Annotated in this window: 13 protein-coding genes; 6 read left to right on the top strand and 7 right to left on the bottom strand. The window is 70.8% G+C overall.

The genetic code is table 11. The features are described from left to right. Positions 1–7: 7 nt before the first annotated feature. The 3 genes from malQ to glgB are packed head-to-tail and all read right to left on the bottom strand — an operon-like array spanning position 8 to position 5594. Positions 8–1519 (bottom strand): 4-alpha-glucanotransferase, encoded by a 1512-nt coding sequence (gene malQ, locus HPF_RS20940; protein ID WP_243721633.1) that lies wholly within the window; start codon positions 1517–1519, stop codon positions 8–10. Beyond that, positions 1516–3702: a glycogen debranching protein GlgX gene (gene glgX / locus HPF_RS20935; protein WP_133157725.1), complete on the bottom strand. Its 2187-nt coding sequence runs from the start codon at positions 3700–3702 to the stop codon at positions 1516–1518. The genes malQ and glgX overlap by 4 nt, the downstream gene beginning before the upstream one ends. Further along, on the bottom strand, positions 3699–5594 hold the full coding sequence (gene glgB, locus HPF_RS20930; protein ID WP_133157724.1) for a 1,4-alpha-glucan branching protein GlgB: 1896 nt from the start codon (positions 5592–5594) through the stop codon (positions 3699–3701). Before glgB ends, glgX begins: the two co-directional genes overlap by 4 nt. Positions 5595–5703: 109 nt before the next feature. Between glgB and HPF_RS20925 the strand changes: the two genes are divergently transcribed. From HPF_RS20925 to HPF_RS20915, 3 genes are read left to right on the top strand one after another with little or no spacing between them, the layout of a single operon-like run. Next, complete coding sequence (locus HPF_RS20925; protein ID WP_066155135.1) at positions 5704–6633, top strand: cation diffusion facilitator family transporter; 930 nt, start codon at positions 5704–5706, stop codon at positions 6631–6633. After that, positions 6630–7070, top strand: a complete 441-nt coding sequence (dtd, locus tag HPF_RS20920) for a D-aminoacyl-tRNA deacylase (RefSeq protein WP_133157723.1) — start codon at positions 6630–6632, stop codon at positions 7068–7070. The genes HPF_RS20925 and dtd overlap by 4 nt, the downstream gene beginning before the upstream one ends. Before the next feature lie 34 nt (positions 7071–7104). After that, positions 7105–8094 carry a chorismate transformation FkbO/Hyg5 family protein gene (locus HPF_RS20915; RefSeq protein WP_133157722.1) on the top strand — a complete coding sequence of 330 codons (990 nt, stop codon included), beginning with the start codon at positions 7105–7107 and terminating at the stop codon, positions 8092–8094. Here HPF_RS20915 and ybeY read toward each other — a convergent pair whose 3' ends face one another. After that, complete coding sequence (gene ybeY, locus HPF_RS20910; RefSeq protein ID WP_079366642.1) at positions 8095–8547, bottom strand: rRNA maturation RNase YbeY; 453 nt, start codon at positions 8545–8547, stop codon at positions 8095–8097. Between the two features lie 22 nt (positions 8548–8569). Next, entirely contained in the window at positions 8570–9544 is a 975-nt protein-coding gene (locus HPF_RS20905) for a PhoH family protein (protein ID WP_079366643.1), read from the bottom strand. Between the two features lie 37 nt (positions 9545–9581). On the opposite strand from HPF_RS20905, the gene ruvA reads away from it, so the two are divergent. Beyond that, positions 9582–10160 carry a Holliday junction branch migration protein RuvA gene (ruvA, locus tag HPF_RS20900; protein WP_133157721.1) on the top strand — a complete coding sequence of 193 codons (579 nt, stop codon included), beginning with the start codon at positions 9582–9584 and terminating at the stop codon, positions 10158–10160. On the opposite strand, the gene HPF_RS20895 is transcribed toward ruvA, so the two are convergent. Continuing rightward, positions 10161–11258 carry a carbonic anhydrase gene (locus tag HPF_RS20895; protein WP_066155114.1) on the bottom strand — a complete coding sequence of 366 codons (1098 nt, stop codon included), beginning with the start codon at positions 11256–11258 and terminating at the stop codon, positions 10161–10163. Positions 11259–11356: 98 nt separating this feature from the next. Between HPF_RS20895 and ruvB the strand changes: the two genes are divergently transcribed. Next, complete coding sequence (gene ruvB / locus HPF_RS20890; protein WP_133157720.1) at positions 11357–12415, top strand: Holliday junction branch migration DNA helicase RuvB; 1059 nt, start codon at positions 11357–11359, stop codon at positions 12413–12415. A 1-nt stretch (position 12416) separates the two neighbouring features. Continuing rightward, positions 12417–13403: an SPOR domain-containing protein gene (locus tag HPF_RS20885; protein ID WP_133157719.1), complete on the top strand. Its 987-nt coding sequence runs from the start codon at positions 12417–12419 to the stop codon at positions 13401–13403. Here HPF_RS20885 and HPF_RS20880 read toward each other — a convergent pair. Continuing rightward, a complete protein-coding gene (locus HPF_RS20880; protein ID WP_133157718.1) occupies positions 13391–15118 on the bottom strand; it encodes a lysoplasmalogenase family protein in 1728 nt (575 codons plus the stop codon). The genes HPF_RS20885 and HPF_RS20880 overlap by 13 nt on opposite strands. Positions 15119–15125: the final 7 nt, after the last annotated feature.

The following is a 15125-nucleotide window of genomic DNA, read 5'->3' as shown; positions in this document are numbered from 1 at the left end:
GGGGTGTTCAGGGTGCTTGCCATCGCCCATGGGCACGGGTCATAGCGGCCAGGCGTTCGGCCGGCTCGTGGTTGACCTGATTCCATTCGAAGCGCCACTCCCAGCAGCCGGTGGCCATGCCGGGGGTGTTCATGCGGTGGCGGGTGTCCAGGCCGAGCACGTCCTGGAACGGCACCACCACGGTGTTGACCACCGACTGCGAGGCCGCGCGCACCAGGGTCCAGTGCGGTTCGGTGGCGATGCAGGGGCCCAGGTAGTCCAGCGCCGCGTGGCGTTCGCCGGCCGGCGCGCTGGCCCACCAGCCGACGGTGGTCTCGTTGTCGTGGGTGCCGGTGTAGGCCACGGCGTGGCGCTCCAGGTTGTGCGGCAGGTAGGGGTTCTTCGGCCCGCTGCCGAAGGCGAACTGCAGGATGCGCATGCCCGGGAAGCCGCAGGCCTCGCGCAGCGCAGTGACCTCGGGGGTGATCAGGCCCAGGTCCTCCGCGATGATGGGCAGCGGACCGAGCTCGTCGGTGATGGCGTCGAAGAAGCGCAGGCCCGGCCCCGGCTGCCACTGGCCGGCCACCGCGGTCGGTTCGCTGGCGGGAATTTCCCAGTGCGACTCGAAGCCGCGAAAATGGTCCAGGCGCACGATGTCGACCTGCCGGAACTGGTGCGCCAGCCGGTCCTTCCACCAGCGGTAGCCGTGGTGCGCCATGGTGTCCCAGTTGTAGAGCGGGTTGCCCCAGCGCTGGCCGGTGGGGCTGAAGTAATCGGGCGGCACGCCGGCCACCACGTGCGGCTCCAGCCGCTCGTCCAGCAGGAACTGCTCGGCGTGGCCCCAGACGTCGGCGCTGTGGTGGGCGACGAAGATCGGGGCGTCGCCGACCATGTGCACACCTTGCGAGCGCGCATAGTCGCGCAGGCCCTGCCACTGGACCCAGAAGCGCCACTGCACGAAGCGCCAGAAGCCCAGGGCGTGGGCCGACTGCGCGCGCACCTCGTCCAGCGCGGCGGCCTCACGCCGGGCCAGCGGCGCGGGCCAGCGCGACCAGGGGCCGCCGTAGCGCTCGTCCAGCACCATGAACAGTGCGTAGTCGTCCAGCCAGTGCGCGTGTTCGGCGCAGAAGTCGGCCAGGGCGGCGCGGCACTCGTCGCTGGCGCGCTCGGCAAAGCCGTTCCAGGCCTTGCGCAGGCAGGCCATGCGCCAGGGGGCGACGCGCTCGAAGTCGCAGCGGTGGTGGTCGAAGCCCTGGCGCGGTGTCCAGGGCAGCCAGCCCTGGCGCACCAGGTCGTCGAGGTCGACCATCAGCGGGTTGCCGGCGAAGGCCGAAACGCTCTGGTAGGGCGAGTTGCCGGGGCCGGCAGGCGAGAGCGGCAGCACCTGCCACAGCGACTGGCCGGCGGCGGACAGCCAGTCGACGAAGTGGCGCGCGGCGGGGCCAAGGTCGCCGCAGCCGTGGGGGCCGGGCAGGCTGGTGATGTGCAGCAGCACGCCACTGGTGCGGCGCGCGAGCAGGGGGTGGATGGTGGAGTTCATGAAACGGGGTCGGTGGGGTTCGACCGGCCATGCAAGGCCCGGACCAGCACGCACACCGTCGGCTCGCTCAGCAGCAGCCGGCCTTCGATACTGGGGCCATCTGGGGCGTCGGGACCCGCGACCACCAGCGCCCGGGCGCTGTCCAGCCGCAGCCCCCAGAGCCCTGGTGGCAACTGCAACTCGGCGGCTTCGCCCGCATGCCAGACCACCAGCAGGGATTCCTGCGCGGGTTGGCCGCCCTCGCCGACCGTGATGATGGCGGCCAGCGTGCGGTGCTCCTGGCTGCGCCAGGCGGGGGCGCTCAGCGGCGCGCCGTCGGTGTCGAACCAGGCGATGTCGGGTGTGGCGCCATCCGAGGGCGGCCGGCCGTCGAACCAGCGCGCCTGCCGCAGGCCCGGGTGGGCGCGGCGCAGGGCGGTGAGGCCGGCCACGAAGCCTGCGAGCGCCGGGTCGGCGTGCGGCCAATCCAGCCAGGTCAGGGCGTTGTCCTGGCAGTAGGCGTTGTTGTTGCCGCGCTGGCTGTGGCCGATCTCGTCGCCGGCCAGCAGCTGCGGTGTGCCCTGGGCGCAGAACAGCGTGGCCAGCAGCGCGCGGCGCCAGAGACCGCGCCGCCGCAGCACGGCCGGTTGGTCGGTGGGGCCTTCGGTGCCGCCGTTGGCCGAGAGGTTGTGGCCATGGCCGTCGCGGTTGTCTTCGCCGTTGGCCCGGTTGTGCTTGCGCGCGTAGGCGGTCAGGTCGGCGAGGTTGAAGCCGTCGTGGGCGGTCAGCAGGTTCACGCTGGCCAGCGGCGTGCGGGCGCTGTGGCGGAACTTGTCGCTGCTGCCGCAGACGCGGGTGGCGAGCTCGCCGCGCGTGGCCGGGTGGCCGAGCCAGAAGGCGCGCACGCCGTCGCGGAAGGCATCGTTCCATTCCAGCCAGCCGGGCGCGAAGCCGCCGGTGCGGTGGCCGTCGGGGCCGATGTCCCAGGGCTCCGCGATCAGGCGCACGCCGCGCAGCAGCGGGTCCTGCCGCATCGCGGCCAGCAGCGCGTGATGCCGCTGGAAGCGATGACCCTGCGAGGCGTCGCGGCCGAGCGAGACCGCCAGGTCGAAGCGGAAGCCGTCGACGCCGTAGGCCGCGACCCACCAGCGCAGGCTGTCCATCACCCACTGCAGCACGCGCGGTTCACTCACATTCAGGCTGTTGCCGGTGCCGCTGAAGTTGTGCGGCACACCGCGCTCGCCCATGGCGTACCAGTGGTTCTGGCCCAGGCCGCGCCACGAGAGCGTGGGGCCGTCGAGATCGCTTTCGGCCGTGTGGTTGAACACCACGTCCAGCACCACCTCGATGCCGTCGCGGTGCAGGGCATCGACCATGGCGCGGAACTCGTCGCGCACCGCATGCGCCTCGGCCGCGTCCACCGGGTCGCGCCCCGCCGTGCAGGCCGCGTAGCCGGCGTGCGGTGTGAAGGCGTTGAGCGTGTTGTAGCCCCAGTGGTTGGTGAGGCCGCGCGCCAGCAGGTGGCGCTCGCTGGTGAAGGCGTACACCGGCAGCAGGCAGACCGTGGTCACGCCCAGGCGGCGCAGGTGTTCGCGCATGTCGGGGTGGGCCAGGCCGGCGTAGGTGCCGCGCTGCGCGGGCGGGATCTCGGGGTGCAGCCGGGTCAGCGCCTTCACGTGCGCCTCGTAGAGCACGACGCGGTCGGGTGCGGTGCCGGGGCCGGGGGTGATCGCGGCACCCGCCGCCAGTTCGGCCGCGCTGTCGACCACCAGGCAGCGGGGCATGGACGAAGCGTTGTCCGCCGGTTCGGGCCGGTGCTGCGCCCAGGACTCCACCGGCTGCAGCGGGTTGGCCACCGCGTGGCCGGTCTGCAGCGCCAGCCGGGCGGTGTCGCCCACGAAGCCGGGCGCCCAGGGGTCCATCAGCAGTCGGGCCGGGTTGAAGCGCTGCCCGGCCTCGGGGTTCCAGGGGCCGTGGGCGCGCAGGCCGTAGGGCTGGCCGGCGCCGAGGCCGGGCACGAAGCGCGACCAGAGGCCATCGCCCGCCGCGTCCAGCGGCAGCACGCCGGTGGGCGTGCGGTCCGGTCCGAACAGCTGCACCTCCACCGCCGTGGCCTCGGGCGCCCAGACGTCAAAACGCACACCGTCCTGGCCGTGTTCGCAGACCAGATGTGCGCCGAGCGCCGGTGCGGCCGTGTGTGTCATGTTTTCTCGGGTTGCAGCCAGAGGACGCCCAAAGGAGGCAGGGTCAGCGGCGCCGACCAGCCCTGGCCATGCAGCGGCTGGTGCTGCGCCTGCACCCGCCCGTGGTTGCCCACGTTGCCGCCGCCGTAGTGGCTCGAATCCGTGTTCAGGCGCTCGGTCCAGGCGCCGTCGTGCGGCAGGCCGACGCGGTAGTCGTGCCGCACCACGGGTGTGAAGTTGGCCACCGCGACCAGGGTGTCCTCCAGCGCGCGCCCGAAGCGCACGAAGGCCAGCACCGACTGGTCGGCGTCGTCCACCACCAGCCAGCGGAAGCTGTCGGGGTCGGTGTCGCGCGCGTGCAGCGCCGGCTCCTGGCGGTAGAGCCTGTTGAGGTCGTGCACCAGGTTCTGCACGCCGGCGTGGGCCGGCTGCTCCAGCAGGTGCCAGGGCAGCTCGGCGTCGTGGTTCCACTCGGTGGGCTGGGCCAGCTCGGCGCCCATGAACAGCAGCTTCTTGCCCGGGTGCGCGTACATCCAGGCGTACAGGGCGCGCAGGTTGGCCAGCTTCTGCCAGGGGTCGCCGCTCATCTTGCCCAGCAGCGAGCCCTTGCCGTGCACCACCTCGTCGTGCGAGAGCGGCAGCACGTAGTCTTCGCTGTAGGCGTACATCATCGCGAAGCTCATCTTGTGGTGGTGCCAGCGCCGGTGCACCGGGTCCTGCGACATGTAGGCCAGGGTGTCGTGCATCCAGCCCATGTTCCACTTGTGGTCGAAGCCCAGGCCGCCTTGCTGCACCGCGCCGGTGACCTGCGGGAAGGCGGTCGACTCCTCGGCCACGGTCATGGCCTGCGGCGCCTCGCGCTGCAGCACCTCGTGCACCTCGCGCAGGAAGGCGATGGCCTCGTAGTTCTCGCGCCCGCCGTCCTTGTTGGGCACCCACTCGCCCGCAGGACGGCTGTAGTCGCGGTAGAGCATGGAGGCGACCGCGTCCACGCGCAGCCCGTCGATGCCGTACTGCTCGATCCAGTACAGCGCATTGCCGACCAGGAAGTTCTTCACCTCGTGGCGGCCGAAGTTGTAGATCAGGGTGTTCCAGTCGCGGTGGAAGCCCTCGCGCGGGTCGGCGTGTTCGTACAGCGCGGTGCCGTCGAAGCGGGCCAGCGCGTGTTCGTCGGCCGGGAAGTGCGCCGGCACCCAGTCCAGGATGATCTTCAGGCCGGCGGCGTGGGCCGCGTCGACGAAGCGCCGGAAGCCGTCGGGCCGGCCATAGCGCGCGGTGGGTGCGTACAGGCCGGTGGGCTGGTAGCCCCAGGAGGCGTAGAAGGGGTGTTCGCTGACCGGCAGCAGCTCCAGGTGGGTGAAGCCCAGGCTGGAGGCGTAGGGCACGAGGTGCTGCGCCAGGTCGTCCCAGGTGGGCATCACGTCCCGGCCGCCGGGGCGCTTCCAGGAGCCGGCGTGCACCTCGTAGATCGACATCGGCACGGGCGGCCTCTGGTGCGGGCCGGACGGGGCGGGGGCGCTGCGCAGCGGCTCGCAGACCCGGGCCGCGTTGCCGGGCGGCAGCTCGGTCTCGCGCGCATAGGGGTCGGTCTTCATCACGGTGCGGCCGTCGGCCCCTTCGACCTGGAACTTGTACCAGGCCCCCACGCCCGCGCCGGGCACGAACAGTTCCCACACACCGCACTCGGGCCGGTGGCGCATGCCTTGCGGCTGCCAGCCGTTGAAGTCGCCGCTGAGCCCGACCCAGCGGGCGGCCGGTGCCCACACCGCGAAGGCCACACCGCTCTGCCCCCCCAGGATGGTGGGGTGGGCACCCAGCTTCTGCCAGGGTCGCAGGTGCCTGCCCTCGGCCAGCAGCCAGGCGTCGGTGGGACCGATCCAGAACGTGTCGTCAGCGGGGGTGGGGTGGTTCATGCTTGTGTCGCTCCCGGGCCATTCTGGCACCGAATGGATACCGGGTGGTTACAAAATTACACGCTTCAGGCGCCAAAGTTTCACCAGATCGCCGGGCGACAATCGGACCATGAGTCCTTCTGTTTCATCCTGGCTCACACCCCGCCGCCTGCTCATGGCGTCGGTGGTGGTGGCCGTCATCACCATCACCCTCAAAACCCTGGCCTGGTGGGTCACCGACTCGGTCGGTCTGCTGTCGGACGCCATGGAGTCGCTGGTGAACCTGGCCAGCGCGGTGTTCGGCCTGGTCATGGTCACCATCGCCGCGCGTCCGGCCGACGACGACCACCCGTACGGCCACCACAAGGCCGAGTACTTCTCCTCGGGCTTCGAGGGCATCCTGATCATCGTCGCGGCGCTGGGCATTGTCTGGACCGCCGGTCAGCGCCTGCTCGACCCGCAGCCGCTGGAGCAGGTAGGCTGGGGGCTGGCGCTGTCGGTGGCCAGTTCGGCGCTCAACGGCCTGCTGGCCTGGGTGATGTTCCGCGCGGCGAAGGAGCACCGCTCGATTGCGCTGGAGGCCGACGGCAAACACCTGGTGACCGACGTCTGGACCTCGGCCGGCGTGGTGGCGGGCATCGCGCTGGTGCAGCTCACGGGCTGGATGTGGCTGGACCCGGTGGTGGCCATCGGCGTGGCGCTGAACATCCTCAAGGAAGGCTTCCACCTGATCTGGCGCTCGACCCAGGGCCTGATGGACGAGGCGGTCGAGCCCGAGGTGCTGGCCACCATCGAACAGACCCTGGCCGGCTTTGCCCACACGCGCGGCGACACGCAGATCATCCGCTTCGACCACGTCAGCACCCGCAAGGCGGGCCAGCGGCGCTTCGTGGACCTGCACATGCACATGCCCGCGGCCTGGACCCTGGGCCGTGCGGCTGCGGTGCGCACCAGCGTGGAACAGGCGTTGATGAGCGCGGTGCCGGGGCTGCGCGCCAGCATTCAGCTGCTGCCCTCGGACGTGGAGGCGCATTTCTACGATGAGGCGGACCTGAAATGATCGCGCTGCTGCAACGGGTGAGCCAGGCCCGCGTCGACATCGCTGGCGAGACGGTCGGGCAGATCGGCGCCGGCCTGCTGGTGCTGGTCTGTGCCGAGCCTGCGGACACCGAGGCCGTGGCGCAGAAACTGCTGGCCAAGATCCTGAAGCTGCGCATCTTTGCCGACGAGGCCGGCAAGATGAACCGCAGCGTGCAGGACGAGGGCGGCGGCCTGCTGATCGTCAGCCAGTTCACCCTGGCGGCCGACACCAGCGGCGGCAACCGGCCGGGCTTCACCGGCGCAGCGCCACCGGCCCTGGGCGAGGCGCTGTACGACCGTTTCGTCGGGCTGGCGCGGGCGCAGCACCCGCAGGTCGCCACCGGGCGCTTCGGCGCCGACATGCAGGTGCACCTGGTCAACGACGGCCCGGTCACCATCCCGATGCGCATGCACTGAGCGCGTTCTTCCTGTTTCTTTCGCTGTTGACCGCATGAGCCTGTCGCTCCTGAGCCTCCGTTCCTTTTCTTCGTTGCCGACCGGGCAGGTGCTGGGTGGCTTTCACGTCGGCGCCGCGTCGCCGCCCGCGGTGGCCTGGCCGCTGCAGCACCTGCCGACCCCGGTGCTGGACGGTGGCGAGGCGCTGCGGGAGTGCTGGCTGCTGCCGGACGGTGCGCCGGTGTTGACCGGCGAGCATGAGGGGGTGGTGTGGCGCCGCAGCGGCGACCTGCTGTTCGGGGTGATCGATGTGCCGGAGGCTGGCGTGGTTCCCGAGCCCGGCCGCAGCGCCCTGCAGCAGGCGGCCTTCGACATCTACGCACGCATCTTCCAGCTGCTCGATGCCCAGGGCCTGCCCCACCTCTGGCGGCTGTGGAACTACATGGCCGACATCAACGGCGAAGCCGACGGGCTGGAGCGCTACCGCCAGTTCAACATCGGCCGCGGCGATGCCTTCGAGGCCGGGGCGCGCAGCGTGGTGGGGCGCGTGCCGGCGGCCTGCGCGCTGGGCGTGGCGTCCGGTCCGCTGACGGTGGCCTTCCTGGCCGGGCCGACGCCCATCGTGCCGGTCGAGAACCCGCGCCAGGTCAGCGCCTTCCTCTACCCGGACCGCTACGGCCCGCGCAGCCCGACCTTCTCGCGCGCGGCACTGGTGCACCCACCGGGGCAGGAAATCCTGTTCGTCTCGGGCACCGCCAGCATCGTCGGGCACGAGACCGTGCACCCGGGCGACGTGCGTGCGCAGACCGTGGAGAGCCTGGACAACATCGCGGCGGTGCTGGCGCAGGCGTCATTGAAGTCCCGCAGCGGGCCGTTCGCGCTGGGCGACCTGGGCTACCGGGCCTATGTGCGCCACCCGGCCGACCTGGCCACCGTGCGCGAGGTGGTCGCGCAGCGCCTGGGTGACGCGCCGGTGACCTATGTGCTGGCCGATGTCTGCCGCAGCGATCTGCTGGTCGAGATCGAAGGACAGTGCGTCCGCTGATCAGTACGGGTTCTTGATGCCCAGTCCGGCGAGGATTTCAATCTCGCGCGCTTCCATCGCCTCGGCGTCTGCTTCGCCGGTCTCGTGGTCCCAGCCCTGGGCGTGCAGGGTGCCGTGCACCAGCAGGTGCGCGTAGTGCGCGGCCAGGGTCTTCTTCTGTTCCTTCGCCTCGCGCGCCACCACCGGCGCGCACAGCACCAGGTCGGCCATCACCACCGGCTCGATGGCGTAGTCGAATGTCAGCACGTTGGTCGCGTAGTCCTTGCCGCGGTACTCGCGGTTGAGCGCCTGGCCCTCGTCGGCGTCGACGATGCGCACGGTGATCTCGGCGTCGGCTTCGAGAGCATGGCGGATGCAGCGGATCACGGTGTGGCGCGGCAGCGCGGCGCGGTGGCGGGCGGCGTCTTTCAGGTCGCCGAACTGCAGGGAAAGCGAAAGCGAAGGCAGGGCCATGGTCGGTGCGTCGGGCAGTCGGTCAGCTGGATTTGCGGCGGCCGCCGCGCGGGGCTTCTGCCACGCCGGGGCTGCGCGCCTCGTAGGCGTCGACGATGCGGGCGACCAGCGGGTGGCGCACCACGTCGGCGCTGGTCAGGCGGTTGAAGGCGATGCCGGTCACGCGCTTGAGCACGCGCTCGGCGTCGATCAGGCCCGAGAGCTGCGTCACCGGCAGGTCGATCTGGCTCACGTCGCCGGTGACCACGGCCTTGCTGCCGAAGCCGATGCGGGTGAGGAACATCTTCATCTGTTCCACGGTCGTGTTCTGCGCCTCGTCGAGGATCACGAACGCGTGGTTGAGCGTGCGCCCGCGCATGAAAGCCAGCGGCGCGATCTCGATCTGCTGGCGCTCGAAGGCTTTCTGCACCTTGTCGAAACCCATCAGGTCGTACAGCGCGTCGTACAGCGGGCGCAGGTAGGGGTCGACCTTCTGGCCCAGGTCACCGGGCAGGAAGCCCAGCTTCTCGCCGGCCTCGACGGCCGGGCGCGTCAGCACGATCTTCTGCACCGCGCTGCGCTCCAGCGCATCCACCGCGCAGGCCACCGCCAGGTAGGTCTTGCCGGTGCCGGCCGGGCCGATGCCGAAGGTGATGTCGTGCGTGGCCATGTTGTCCAGGTAGCGCGCCTGGTTGGGCGTGCGCCCGCGCACCTCGCCGCGGCGCGTCTGCATTGCGGTGGCCTCGTCGCCGCCGGGCGGCAGCGCCGTGTCGCCGGCCAGCATGAGCTGCACCTTTTCTTCGGGGATGGGCTTTTTCGCCATCTCGTACAGCGCCTGCAGCACCTCCAGCGCCTGGTTGGCCTTGGCCTTGGGGCCTTCGATCCGAAACTGTTCGAAGCGGTGCGCGACCTTGACCTGCAGCGCCGCCTCGATGCTGCGGATGTGGCTGTCCATCGGGCCGCACAGGTGGGCCATGCGGGTGTTGTCGGGCGGCGAGAAGGTGTGGCGGAGGATCAAAACAGATAATCCCGGGCTGATTGGTGAAAGGACCTCAATGATAGGCAAGCTGACCGGCACGTTGCTGGAAAAGAATCCGCCCCAGATCCTGATCGACTGCCACGGGGTCGGTTACGAGGTCGACGTGCCCATGAGCACCTTCTACAACCTGCCGGCGGCGGGCGAGAAGGTGTCGCTGCTGACGCACTTCGTGGTGCGCGAGGACGCGCAGATCCTCTACGGCTTCGGCAGCGCGGCCGAGCGCGAGGCCTTCCGCCAGCTCATCAAGATCAGCGGTATCGGTCCGCGCACCGCACTCTCGGTGCTCTCGGGCCTGTCCGTCGCCGAGCTGGCACAGGCGGTGACGGCGCAGGAGGCAGGTCGCATCGTCAAGGTGCCGGGCATCGGCAAGAAGACCGCCGAGCGCCTGCTGCTCGAACTCAAGGGGAAGCTGGGCGCCGACCTGCCGCTGCCGGGCGCAGCCGCCGCCGTGGGCGACGCGGCCGGCGACATCCAGCAGGCGCTGATGGCCCTGGGCTACAACGAGAAGGACGCCGCGGCGGCGCTCAAGGCGCTGCCAGCCGGCGTAGGCGTGAGCGAGGGCATCAAGCTGGCGCTGAAGTCGCTGGCGAAGTGATCACTGCGCCTCGCGCACGATCCGCCCGTTGAGAGCCTGCACCGGGCGGGCGTTGTTCGGGAAAATCTGCGAGAACAGCTTGAGCTGCTCCCGGCTCACGGTCACCGGGGTCTTGAGCACGTTCCACAGCACGCCTTCGGTGCAGGGCGGCGTGGTGAGAGAGCCCATGAACTGGTAGTAGCGCTGGTCGGCGGGCAGCAGTTCGCGCAGGTCGATCAGCCCGGCGGGCAGGCGCACCCGGTCGCCGCTGTCCAGCGGCATGTGGGTCCACACCTTGTTGATCAGCCCGTTGGCCGCGCCCGGGTCGATCAGCACCGCCACCACCGCCAGCTGGCCTTCGTGGTTCTTGTGCACCAGGTGCGCGACCATGGCGAAGCTGCGGTGGTTGACCCGCTCTTCCGACGGGTGGTGGAAGTGGAACTGCAGCAGCTCGTAGGTGGCGCCGCGCACGCTCAGGGTGTTGCCCGGCTCCAGGTCGACCTGGATGGTGTGGCCGTTGTTCACCACGCTGCCGCCAGTGGGTCGGTAGTCGAACTGCAGCGGCTCGGCCGGGCCCTGCAGCGTCGTGGTCTCCTGGATATGCACGGGCGACTGTCGCTTGCCGATGGCGCAGACGTTGAACTCGGGTTTCACGCGGGCCCAGTGCTCGGGGCCGTAGGCGCCCTCGTAGGACCAGTGCGGGTCGTGCCCCTTGGACGCGGGGCTGCCGTGGGCCTCGGGCGCGGCGTGGCCGTTGCGGATGGCCTTGGCCACCCGGTCGGCGGTCTGGTGGTTGGCGGGCGGTGCGACCTCGGTGCCGCGGTGCTTGTCCAGCACCGCCTTGATCTTGGCGGCGACCGCCTGCGGGTCGGAGCGGGACTCGGCGGCCGTTGCGCCGGCCGGGGTCGCCGCGGCGTTCCGGGGCTGGGCGCCGGGTTTGGCCGTGCCCACCGGCATCGCGATGGGAGCCGGCGGCGGCGCGGAGTGGCTGGGAGCATCGGAGGCCCGGGCCGTGCCCGGTGCCGTCAGGCACCAGGCCGCTGCCATGACCAGTGCCGAAGCGAGGGCGGTCCGGATCAGCGTCGGGGTCGCTGGGCGGTGGGCGGCGGTGCGGTTCATGGTCGGGTGGCGGCGAAAAACGGGGGTCTTTCGGGTATCGGCAGGCGGCGCTCCCGACTTGAGCAACGCCCCGGAAACGGGCCTGTATAGTCGGCTCCGTGAGCATCCAGACCGACGATTTCGCCCCCGCTCCGCGGGTCGTTTCCGCCACCACTTTTTCGCCCAAGGAAGAAGCGATCGAGCGCGCCCTGCGCCCCAAGCTGCTGGACGAATACGTGGGCCAGATGAAGGTGCGCGAGCAGCTGGAGATCTTCATCGGCGCCGCCAGGAAGCGCGCTGAGGCGCTGGACCATGTGCTGCTGTTCGGCCCGCCCGGCCTCGGCAAGACCACGCTGAGCCACATCATTGCGCAGGAGCTGGGCGTGAACCTGCGCCAGACCAGTGGCCCGGTGCTGGAAAAGCCCAAGGACCTGGCGGCGCTGCTGACCAACCTCGAACCCAACGACGTGCTGTTCATCGACGAGATCCACCGCCTGTCGCCGGTCGTCGAAGAAATCCTCTACCCCGCGCTGGAGGACTACCAGATCGACATCATGATCGGCGAAGGCCCGGCGGCGCGTTCGATCAAGCTCGACCTGCAACCCTTCACCCTGGTCGGCGCCACCACCCGCGCCGGCATGCTGACCAACCCGCTGCGCGACCGCTTCGGCATCGTGGCGCGACTGGAGTTCTACACCGCCGAGGAGCTCTCGCGCATCGTCACGCGCAGCGCCGGCCTGCTGAACGCGCCGATCGACGCCGAAGGCTCGTTCGAGATCGCGCGCCGCTCGCGTGGCACGCCCCGCATCGCCAACCGCCTGCTGCGCCGCGTGCGCGACTACGCCGACGTCAAGGGCGACGGCCGCATCACCGCCGACATCGCAGGCCGGGCACTGACCATGCTTGACGTCGATCCACAGGGCTTCGACCTGATGGACCGCAAGCTGCTGGAAGCCGTGATCCACCGCTTCGACGGTGGGCCCGTGGGGCTGGACAACATCGCAGCCAGCATTGGCGAGGAGCGCGACACCATCGAAGACGTGATCGAGCCCTATCTGATCCAGCAGGGCTACCTGCAGCGCACGCCGCGCGGGCGCACCGCCACGCTGGCAGCCTACCGTCACCTGGGCGTGGCGCCGCCGGCGGCGGGCGACGTCCTGTTCCCAGACGCCGTCTGACGTGGATACCGGGCAGGACGACCCGACGGGCATGCCGGCCAGCGCAGCGTCGCTGTACCGAGCCGCGCTGGGTCCTGCCGGTGCCATCGCCTACCTGCCCATCATCGCGCGGTTCGAGGAACGCGGGCGTTCGGCCATGGTCTGGAACACCCGCGCAGCGCTGGGTCAGCTGGCCTGGCTGGTGTACTGGCGGTTGTGGAGCGCTGCGCTCGCGCAGGCGGGGCTGGCGCTTGCCGCCACCGTGGCCCTGGGCTGGCTGTGGACGCGCACCGACGGCGTGCCCACGGGCATCCGGGTCGGTCTGACGGCGTCGGTCCTGGTTCTGTGGTGCGCGTTGCCCGGCCTCTGGGGTATGGCCTGGCTGCACCGGGGCCTGCGCGACCGGGTGGCCGCCGCCGTTGCCCAGGCCGACAGCTTCCAGGACGCGGTGGAGCGGCTCGGGCGCACCGAGTACGGCTGGCGCGTGTCGGGCATGGTGGCTGCTGCGGCTACCTTGGTGGTGGTGGCCTTGCTGTCCGGTGTGATCTGGCAGCAGTGGCGCCCGTCCCTTGCGGAGGCTGTGCAGTTTCAGCCGCCGGCGCCGCAGCAGCCCTCGTCGCTGGACTCGCCATTGCCCGTGGCAACGCCAGCGGTGGATGCTCCGGTGCCGACCACCGTTCTTCCTGTTCAAGTCCCTGTCGAAACCGCGGCCGCCATGCCTGCGTCGCCTGCGCCGGCACCCCCCCCTGTGGAGCCGGACCCGGTGCTCCGGTCCAGGCCGCGTGGTTTCGGTGTCAATGTCGGCATGTTCGCCCGGGAGGCCAACGCCGAGCGGGCGAAGGCCAGGCTCCTCGAAGCCGGCCTGCCGGTGCTGGATGACCCGATCGAGTCGGCCCGTGGTCCGCTCACCCGCGTGCGGGTGGGGCCCTTCGAACGGCGCGAAGAAGCCGAGCAGGCCGCGGCAAAGGTTCGGGCCCTGGGACTTGAGGCCCGCGTCTACGTCCCCTGACGCGGCGCCTTGCCCAGGAGGCCGGCCACCATCAGGCACTGTGCTGCGTAGTAGGTGGCGAGCACCAACAGGTCGCGCGCTGGCAGCGGCACAAGGAAGCGGTCGGTCGCCAGCAGGGTGTCGCTGAGCATGAAACACAGGGCGCCCGCGGCCACGCGCCAGGCCGCCGGATCGGCGTGCACGCGGGCCCGCCCCAGCGCCTGCGACACCATCAGTGCGATGACCAGCACATAGGCCGCCACTGGCGCCCGCAGGCCCGGCGGCAGACCGCCGCTCCACGGCCCTCCGCTCCAGAGCAGCGCGTACATCACCAGACCCACAGCGCCCACCGCTCCCAGCGCCCGCCGGTCAGCGAACCAGGGCGCGTCGGACCGCAGGCGGGCGATGTAGGCCAGGTGCGCGAGCAGGAACGACGCCAGGCCGGCGATGAAGAAGCCCTCGAACATCAGGAAGGCGTCGCCGGCCAGCGAGCCTGCGAGCGCGGCCAGCAGCCAGCCCTTGTGGCGGACGTCCGCGCGCAGCACCAGACCGATGACGACCAGCATGGTCAGCGGCTTGAACACCCGGTGCAGTTCGGTCCAGCCTTCCGCGGCGGCGAGTGTGGCCAACGCGGCGCTGAGCACCATCAGCACCATTCCCGGGCCTATGCGGCCCTGCAGCAGCGCGCCCTGCGCCCAGAGCCCGGCCAGCAGGGCGGCGGTCCAGGCCAGGTTGCCCGGCAGGGCGCGCGCGTCGGCGGTCCAGAGGAAGAAGGCGACGCCGCCGAGCAGCAGCACGAACACCAGTGCCGCCAGCGCCTGCGCGCCGCGCGAGGCGGGCGGGTCGAAGCGCTGCACGGCGCCGAGGTCGAAGGCCGGGGTCGGCCAGCGCGCCGCCACATCGGGCGCGCGCCAGCCGGGGGGCTTGATCCAGGTGCGCAGCCGGTCGCCCCAGCGGCCGGTGCGCGCGCTGTCGCGGGCCAGCCCCGCGTAGACCTCGGCGTTGGCCCAGACCGGGTCCCAGCTCTGCAGCGGCTTGCGCGTGCCGTAGACGCAGGGTTCTTCCGGGTCCTCGGGTTCGAAGCTGCCGAACAGGTGGTCCCACAGCATCAGGATGCCGCCGTAGTTCTTGTCCAGGTAGCGGTCGTTCACGGCGTGGTGCACGCGGTGGTTCGAGGGCGAGGCGAACCAGCGGTCGAAGCGGCCGAGCGAGCCGACCTGCTCGGTGTGGATCCAGAACTGGTAGAGCAGGTCCACCAGACCGACCACCGCGAACACCAGCGGCGGCACGCCGGCCAGCGCCATCGGCAGGTAGAACACCCAGCCCAGCAGCGCGTAGCTGGCGGGCTGGCGCAGCGCGGTGGAGAGGTTGTAGTGCTGGCTCTGGTGGTGCACCACGTGCGCGGCCCAGAGCAGGCCCACCTCGTGGCCCAGGCGGTGGTTCCAGTAGTAGAGGAAGTCGTAGAACACCAGTGCCAGCAGCCAGCCGGCGGACGAGGTCCAGAAACCGTCGTTGCGCCACAGGGCCGCGTGGTCCTGCACCCAGACGTAGATGCCCAGGCGCAGCGCGAACGTGAACACGTCGGCGATGCGGCTGAGCATGCCCAGGCCGATGCTGCTGAATGTGTCGGCCAGCGCGTAGGTGTTGCGCCTGCGCCGTCGCCCGACCCAGAACTCGATGGCGATGAGCAGCAGGAACACCGGCGTGGCGAGTACGATGACTTGGTTCGGTGTCATGGCAGGC

This window comes from Hydrogenophaga pseudoflava (genome assembly GCF_004353865.1).
GTDB lineage: Bacteria > Pseudomonadota > Gammaproteobacteria > Burkholderiales > Burkholderiaceae_C > Hydrogenophaga > Hydrogenophaga pseudoflava.
Note: the sequence above shows the minus strand (reverse complement) of the source record. Positions and strands in the feature narration are given on the sequence as shown.

Excerpts from the sequence above, each read along its gene's own strand:
- malQ (WP_243721633.1), bottom strand. The coding sequence starts at position 1,519 with ATGAACTCCACCATCCACCCCCTGCTCGCGCGCCGCACCAGTGGCGTG.
- glgX (WP_133157725.1), bottom strand. The coding sequence starts at position 3,702 with ATGACACACACGGCCGCACCGGCGCTCGGCGCACATCTGGTCTGCGAA.
- glgB (WP_133157724.1), bottom strand. The coding sequence starts at position 5,594 with ATGAACCACCCCACCCCCGCTGACGACACGTTCTGGATCGGTCCCACC.
- HPF_RS20925 (WP_066155135.1), top strand. The coding sequence starts at position 5,704 with ATGAGTCCTTCTGTTTCATCCTGGCTCACACCCCGCCGCCTGCTCATG.
- dtd (WP_133157723.1), top strand. The coding sequence starts at position 6,630 with ATGATCGCGCTGCTGCAACGGGTGAGCCAGGCCCGCGTCGACATCGCT.
- HPF_RS20915 (WP_133157722.1), top strand. The coding sequence starts at position 7,105 with ATGAGCCTGTCGCTCCTGAGCCTCCGTTCCTTTTCTTCGTTGCCGACC.
- ybeY (WP_079366642.1), bottom strand. The coding sequence starts at position 8,547 with ATGGCCCTGCCTTCGCTTTCGCTTTCCCTGCAGTTCGGCGACCTGAAA.
- ruvA (WP_133157721.1), top strand. The coding sequence starts at position 9,582 with ATGATAGGCAAGCTGACCGGCACGTTGCTGGAAAAGAATCCGCCCCAG.
- HPF_RS20895 (WP_066155114.1), bottom strand. The coding sequence starts at position 11,258 with ATGAACCGCACCGCCGCCCACCGCCCAGCGACCCCGACGCTGATCCGG.
- HPF_RS20880 (WP_133157718.1), bottom strand. The coding sequence starts at position 15,118 with ATGACACCGAACCAAGTCATCGTACTCGCCACGCCGGTGTTCCTGCTG.